Annotated in this window: 6 protein-coding genes and 1 pseudogene; 1 reads left to right on the top strand and 6 read right to left on the bottom strand. The window is 38.1% G+C overall.

Going from position 1 to position 6985, the window contains the following annotated elements; all coding sequences use genetic code 11:
• From KKC91_08290 to KKC91_08275, 4 genes are all read right to left on the bottom strand, one after another.
• A partial coding sequence (locus tag KKC91_08290) for a 7-cyano-7-deazaguanine synthase (protein MBU0478550.1) occupies nt 1-344 on the bottom strand: 344 nt, incomplete at its 3' end.
• 11 nt (nt 345-355) lie between these two features.
• Nucleotides 356-802 (bottom strand): Rrf2 family transcriptional regulator, encoded by a 447-nt coding sequence (locus KKC91_08285; protein ID MBU0478549.1) that lies wholly within the window; start codon nt 800-802, stop codon nt 356-358.
• 191 nt (nt 803-993) lie between these two features.
• Nucleotides 994-2151, bottom strand: a complete 1158-nt coding sequence (locus KKC91_08280; protein ID MBU0478548.1) for a hypothetical protein — start codon at nt 2149-2151, stop codon at nt 994-996.
• 173 nt (nt 2152-2324) lie between these two features.
• Complete coding sequence (locus KKC91_08275) at nt 2325-2567, bottom strand: transposase (protein MBU0478547.1); 243 nt, start codon at nt 2565-2567, stop codon at nt 2325-2327.
• A gap of 278 nt (nt 2568-2845) precedes the next feature.
• Between KKC91_08275 and KKC91_08270 the strand changes: the two genes are divergently transcribed.
• The gene (locus KKC91_08270; protein ID MBU0478546.1) at nt 2846-4480 is read left to right on the top strand and encodes a Na/Pi cotransporter family protein; all 1635 of its coding nucleotides are present in this window, start codon (nt 2846-2848) and stop codon (nt 4478-4480) included.
• A 66-nt stretch (nt 4481-4546) separates the two neighbouring features.
• Here KKC91_08270 and KKC91_08265 read toward each other — a convergent pair whose 3' ends face one another.
• Both KKC91_08265 and KKC91_08260 read right to left on the bottom strand, forming a co-directional pair.
• Nucleotides 4547-5782, bottom strand: a complete 1236-nt coding sequence (locus tag KKC91_08265; protein MBU0478545.1) for a homocitrate synthase — start codon at nt 5780-5782, stop codon at nt 4547-4549.
• Between the two features lie 14 nt (nt 5783-5796).
• A pseudogene (locus tag KKC91_08260) lies at nt 5797-6815 on the bottom strand (pyridoxal phosphate-dependent aminotransferase).
• Nucleotides 6816-6985 lie beyond the last annotated feature (170 nt).

The raw sequence follows: 6985 nt of genomic DNA, 5'->3' as shown, positions 1-6985 counted from the left end.
GTAATTACAAATGATGCGCCTATCTTTCCCATGTACTCTTTAGTTTTTTTGTTCATTAAGATTCTACAGTCAATACAAGGATTTAGATTTCTTCCATAGCCATATTTAGGGCTTTTTAACATCTTAAGATATTCAGTGGAGGTATTAAACATTTTTAGCTTTATTCCAAATCTGTCCGTTACTTTCTTTGCCTCATGTCCACCACAACCACTCCTGCGGTTACATTGACAGAAAGGGGTAAAGAAATTAACCGCCTCTACTTCAATACCCTGCTCAAGAATAATCTTTATGGCTAAAGTACTATCTAATCCTCCTGAAAGTAAGGCTATTGCTTTCATTTTCATGGTTGCTTTTTTTATATGCTATACATCAAAGGCGGCTGCTTCTGTTTCTTCCTGTGGCGTTTGACTATGTCCTCTAATGTGGTAGACACTAAAACCTCTGTCATCTTCTCACTCATCTGTTCCCATATATCCCGAGTCACACAGGAATCAACTCTATGGCAAACTTTAGGTGAGCTAACACATTCTGCAACTGCTAAATTTCCCTCTAAGGCTCCAACTATATCTTTAAAAGTTATATCAGAAGGGTTTCTAGCCAAAGTATATCCTCCGTGTGCGCCACGAGTTGAATTAACGAGTCCAGCCACCTTAAGTGTTAGAACAATATGTTCTAAATATCCTTCGGAGATCTCCTGGTTCTTGGCAATATCCTTAAGCAAAACAGTTCCTTTCTCATAGTGAAGGGCAAGTTCTAACATCAGCCTTGCACCGTAGCGGCCTTTAGTAGAAATCCGCATCATAAATTATCCTCCTTTGATTCAAAATTCACCATCTGGATCAATATTGTTCTACTAATCTTATCATATTAGTAAGGATTATAGCGAAATAAAAATCCCTTGTCAAGTATTTGTTAAGCCAAAATAGAAATGTCCTAATTTAAAGAGACTATAATACTCGCTTATTATGGGGGTAACTGGGCAATTCGTGCATTTTAGTTTATGCTCTTCAGTAAATACTCCTTAAACAGTGGGTGATAAAGAGAATATTCTCCCCGCTTAGTCTTTACAACCAGTCCTTTCTTTTCCGTTAACACCTTCAAGCATCTTCTGGCATTCTTAATAGACAACTGGCTGGGCGAGATGGTTTCGGTATTTATAGAAGCCATTTCCTGAAGAACCTTTAATTCAATTTCGCTAGCTTGGGTAATATCGTCGTTAAATTTCTCCCTTGATAGATATCCTGCAATAGTCGGATATACTCTATTAAATGTCTTAAGTGAAATATTTCCCTTCCTTGCCAGATCAACCAAATTCTTCATTATAAAAGAAAGAAAATAAGGGTGACCTTTTGTCAATTTATATATCTTTTTTATAACATCTTCTCCCACGATAATGCCTGTTTTACTTAAAGATAGTGGCATTGTAATAAAATTTCCTGTTTCTTCAATGCTAAAGGGTTCGAGATAGAATCTATCAAAGAATCTCGTAAAGGGTTCTGCGAACTCTCTGGCCATATTAAATAAATAAGGTGATCCTGCAACCGCAAGCATAAAGTTACAGCCCTCTTTTGGGAGACCCTGAAATATTCCCCTTATATCATATAGTCCATTGACATATTGTTGAGCCATATAGTGGAGATCGTCAAACATTAATACCGCTACTTCAACTCCGCTCTTTGACAATATCTTCCAAAGCTCTCTGAGGCTATCTTCAAAAGAGGTTACAGTTGATTTGTTCTTAAGCTCCTTTTCAACAGTAACGATACCTAACTCTATGGTTTTAAGGCGCCAACTCGGGATTAAGTCTCTCTTCAATTTCGACAATAATGACATGTCCGATGTTTTAAAACTTCTCTCTATTTCATCTCTTGTTCGATTAGAGAATTTCTCAAAGCTAGTGCAAGTTTCAGGGGTTAATTCTACAAGCGCTGTAAAGGTCTTTACTGCTTTTTGGGATAAACAGATATCCTCTAGTTTTTGCAGAACAGAGGTTTTCCCTATTCCCCATTCGCCTAAAATAGCTATATTATCGGGTTTTGGTGGCCTTGTTTTGGCTGATGTTAAAAGTTGGTTTTTAAATCGTTGCAATATAATCTTTCTATTAACAAAATACTGCGGACTCACTGGATGTTTTGGACTAAATGGATTCACTAGACACCTCCTATAAAGTTACAAATGTTCTTAATGTTCCGTAAGTTCCTTGTGCTATGTAACTATAGTAACATTTGCAACTTTCACTTGCAAAGGAAATTTTATCTCTTGCCAAAAAACCCTATAGAAGTCACAAGGGGATTCGTGCATTTTATATCGGTATAGAAATTTATTCATAAAGGTTCAAAAGCCTTTTCTATTAAATCTAGATGAGTTCCAGGAACACCATGAAAGTAGAATCGGCCATAAATATTGTGGTGGCTATGTGCATAAGGGGAAAAGAATCGCAAATCTTTAAGATTAACATTGTCGCCTTCTCTTTTTAGAGCACGAATAGCATTTTGCATATCGACTGTGTTGCAAACAGCAATACAAAGGATAGCCAAATTCAGAGCAGACGCTACACAAAGCTGCATTTCAGGATCCTTTTCGCGAATAGATCCCTTTCTAGTAAATTAAAAATGTCCCCCTGTAACCTCCTTAGCGTATATTTACGCACGAATCTTGGTGGTACCCTAGTTAAGAAAACGGACGTTTTCTTTACTACTCGTTGTTCTTTATGGATTCAGTCACATCGCCATTTTTTACCAGGGTAGAAATAGTATTAGCAATCACTTGCAGAAGTGTTTTGATTTTAGACAAGACTTGTCTTATAATAAGTTCATATCCATTAAGCAATGGATTCGATTAAATAATGATAAAAGATATAATTTTTGGCACGGTTGGCGGACTCGGGTTATTTCTCTATGGCATTCACATAATGAGCGATGCTCTCCAGAAAGCAGCTGGAGATAAGATGAGAAAAATACTGGGCGTAATAACAAATAAGGCCTTTTTCGGCTTATTGGCCGGCGCGGGAATTACCAGTATTATTCAGTCAAGCAGCGCAACAACGGTTATGGTAATAGGCTTTGTCAATGCAGGGCTTATGACCTTAAAGCAGGCTGTTGGCGTTATATTCGGAGCAAATATAGGCACAACTATTACTGCCCAGCTTATTGCTTTTAAAATAACTCATTATGTGCTGCCCCTCATTGGAATAGGATTTGCATTACATTTTTTCTGCAAGAGACGCGTGCCAAAACAAATAGGCATGACTATATTTGGATTTGGTCTTTTGCTTCTTGGTTTGAGTATTATGACGGATACGGTGCGGTTCTTGCGCAGCAGCCAGGCTGTAAAGGATATCTTTGTCAATTTTAGCAGCACACCTATTTTAGGAGTGCTTGCCGGGATGATTGTAACTATGGTTGTTCAGAGTAGCAGCGCAACAGTTGGTATCACTATGGCGCTTGGCATGGGAGGGCTTATTGACATAAACGCAGCAATTCCATTATTACTTGGAGATAATATTGGAACATGCGTAACAGGGATGTTAGCAAGCGTTGGAACTAATGTCGGTGCACGCCGCGCTGCTGTAGCGCACGTCCTGTTTAATGTAATTGGTACAGCGCTAGTTTTAATGCTTTTACCTGTGTATAAAACACTGATTATTCACACAGCAGACAGTATTGGAAGACAGATTGCAAATGCGCATACTCTGTTTAATGTGATTAATGCGATGTTATTTTTACCTTTTACAGGGGCATATGCCAGATTAATAGAGAAGATCGTACCGGGGAAAGACCCCTCTCTTGACTATGCCCCAAAGTTTCTGGAACCACACCTTCTGCGTACTCCATCTATAGCAATAGAACAGGCGCAAAAAGAACTTGTAAGAATGACCGAGATGGTTAAGACAATGGTTGATAAAGCAATGGACGGATTCTTCAAAAAGGATATAAATATGATGCATAATGCTATAAAAAAAGAAGATGCTGTTGATAATCTCCAAAGCTCAATAACTCACTATTTGGTTGAGCTTTCTGAAAAGAGTTTAAGCTTTGAGATGGCAGAGAAGATACCTGCGCTTCTTCATTCAGTTAATGATATAGAGCGCGTGGGGGACATTTCAGAAAACCTCGTAGAACTTGGAGAAAGAGCGATTGAGCAAAAACTTCCATTTAGTGATAAAGCAATTAAGGAATTAAGAGAGATGTATTCGGAAGTTACAGCAATGCTGGAGGATACAATCAAGGCGCTAGAATTAAACGATGTTGCAATTGCCCGTAAAGTCTGGGGCAGGGAAAAAAGGATAAATGAATTAACAGAGACATTTGGAAATAATCATACATCTAGATTGAGAAATGGGGCATGCAATGTGGTTTCAGGCATTGTTTTCACTGATCTGCTGAGCAACTTTGAAAAGATAGGCGATCATCTGAATAATGTTGCAGACGCTGTTATTGGCGGGCTTCAGTGGGATAGCCATAAATCAAACGACAAATAACAAGATCCAAATATCAAATAAAACCCGAACTTTAAATTTTTAGTATTAAGTCGTAAGGATTAAGAATCAAGGTGTCATCATAAATATTTTCCTGGCTATCTCGGGATACTTAGCAATAAACCTTAGTTCGTCTTCAACTAAAGGTTTCTGCGTCTGGACATTGGCGTAACGAACTAACTCCAAAATCTTGGTTGCCTCTTTTTCGTCATGAAATTCTATCTCTAATTTCTCATAGACGTTTTTGAATCCCTTAATACCACTATATTCACCTGCAGTTATTTTTCTTCCTGTCTCAATAACTTCAGGCTCTCTCCGACCCAATTCTTCAAAATCGTAGAGTTCATAGTTTCGCCTATCTTTTAAGGCGCCGTCAGCATGTATCCCTGATTCATGAGCAAAAGCATTGGCGCCAACTCCAGGCTGATTTATAGGTATAGGGATACCAAAGGCATAGGAAGCGTATTTGGCAATCTTCCAGGCCTTTGATAAATCTACGCGTTCATCTAAGACATATTTATCTTTGAACCCGCTTGAATATTTTATAGCCAGTATAACTGATACCAAATCCGCATTTCCTGCCCGCTCACCAATGCCGTTAACAGTAGTATTTATGTAGGCATCTACTCCTGCATCAATAGCTGCCTTTGCTCCAGCTAAAGAAGTGGCAATAACCAACCCTAAATCATTGTGGCAATGAAGTTCTATGGGGGCATTTACCTCTGCAGCTAAAACCTTTATACGTTCATAAATTGTAAATGGATCATCAAAACCTAATGTGTCGCAATAACGAATTCTATCTGCACCATGTTCTTTTGCTTTCTTGGCAAATTTGATAAGATAATCCATGTCAGTCCGAGAGGCGTCCTCAGCATTCACGCCTATTGTCTTTATTCCTTTTTCTTTAGCCAAATCTACCGCTTCGACCATTACTTTGATCACGTCCTCTTTGGAGAATTTTCCCCTGAATTTCCCATGGATCATTTGATCTGATGTAGAGATAGAAAGATTAAGGTGCTCTAAGGTTGTTAGCTTTGCAGCATCCTTTACATCTTCCGGTATTGCCCGAATCCAACCTTCTAGGATTATCGGCTTAAGTACTCCCATTTTAGTCAACTCTAAATTGGCGTTAAGATAATTTGTCTCATGGTGAGTTACAGGAAAACCGAACTCGCTTTGATAAATCCCCATTTCATTGAGATAAAGATTTATCATTGTCTTCTGTAATTTTGAAAGACAAATCCGTGATGTTTGAACTCCGTCTCTATTGGTTACGTCGATAATATAAATCTTATTTTTTGCCATAAAACATCTTCCTTCTAGAAAATTTTAGCTACAAACTCTTTTATACGATCTAACCCTTTGGTAATATTCTCCATAGAGGTAGCGTAGGAAAGCCGAATATACTCATCTGCTCCAAAAGCACCTCCAGGAACTACTGCTACGTTAGCTTCTTCTAATAAAATCTCTGCAAGGGGAATCGAATCTTTTATAGTTTGCTCTTTGAACGTCTTTCCGATAATCTTCGATACGTCAGGAAAAACATAGAAAGCGCCTTGCGGTTTTAAACACGATACACCTTCAATAGAATTCAGCCTTTTTACGATATAGTCTCTTCTTTTGGCAAATTCAGCTACCATATCATATAAAGGTTCTTGAGAACCCCCCAAAGCTGCAATGCTCGCCTTCTGAGAAATAGAAGTAGGGTTAGATGTGGAATGACATAGATTTCATCCGAGATGCAAAAGATACCTTTCTCAACTAAGATGTTGGTGATGGATAAAAGTTCATCCTTTGTGTAAATCATACCTGTTGGATTAGAAGGCGAATTCAGGATTAATAGCTTTGTTTTTGAAGTAATCACCTCTTGTAATTGCTGTGGTGAAATCTTAAAGTTATCTTCTTGGGTTGTCTTTAAGATTACAGATTTTGCCCCTGCGACTTTAATCATTTCAGGGTAACTTACCCAATAAGGTGAAGGTAAAATCACTTCATCACCTTCGTTGCATAGGGCAAGGATGGCATTAAAGATAGAATGCTTTGCCCCACAGGAGACAAGAACTTCGTCGGGTGAATAATCCAGATTATTATCGTCTTTAAATTTTTTGCAAATCGCCTCTTTTAGTTCCTTTATCCCTGAAGCAGGGGTGTATTTGGTAAACCCTTCATCTAATGCCTTCTTGGCTGCTTCTTTAATATGTTCAGGCGTATCAAAATCTGGCTCACCTGCGCCAAATCCAATAACATCAATTCCTTCAGCTTTCATCTGTTTTGCCTTAGCAGTTATGGCTAAAGTTACCGATGGACTAATTGAACCTATTCTTTTTGATATTGACATAGTTTATCCCTCCTTTAATTTTTCATTTTTTTAGTCTCCTGTAAAATTCACAACTCACTGTTACACAGGAAGTTGCAAACATTAATTTCTTGACTTTCCCCTCCAGCCTTGATATAATGTAACTGCTTCTCAAATAATAAGTTACAACAAAAACCGAAAGGAAAAGTCAT

This window comes from bacterium (assembly GCA_018812485.1).
Lineage (GTDB): Bacteria > JAHJDO01 > JAHJDO01 > JAHJDO01 > JAHJDO01 > JAHJDO01.
The sequence above is the reverse complement of the archived record's forward strand: the minus strand, read 5'-3'. Positions and strand labels throughout refer to the sequence as shown.

What these genes read in the sequence shown, in the direction of transcription:
- KKC91_08285 (MBU0478549.1), bottom strand. Translation starts at nt 802, where the DNA reads ATGATGCGGATTTCTACTAAAGGCCGCTACGGTGCAAGGCTGATGTTA.
- KKC91_08275 (MBU0478547.1), bottom strand. Translation starts at nt 2,567, where the DNA reads ATGCAGCTTTGTGTAGCGTCTGCTCTGAATTTGGCTATCCTTTGTATT.
- KKC91_08270 (MBU0478546.1), top strand. Translation starts at nt 2,846, where the DNA reads ATGATAAAAGATATAATTTTTGGCACGGTTGGCGGACTCGGGTTATTT.
- KKC91_08265 (MBU0478545.1), bottom strand. Translation starts at nt 5,782, where the DNA reads ATGGCAAAAAATAAGATTTATATTATCGACGTAACCAATAGAGACGGA.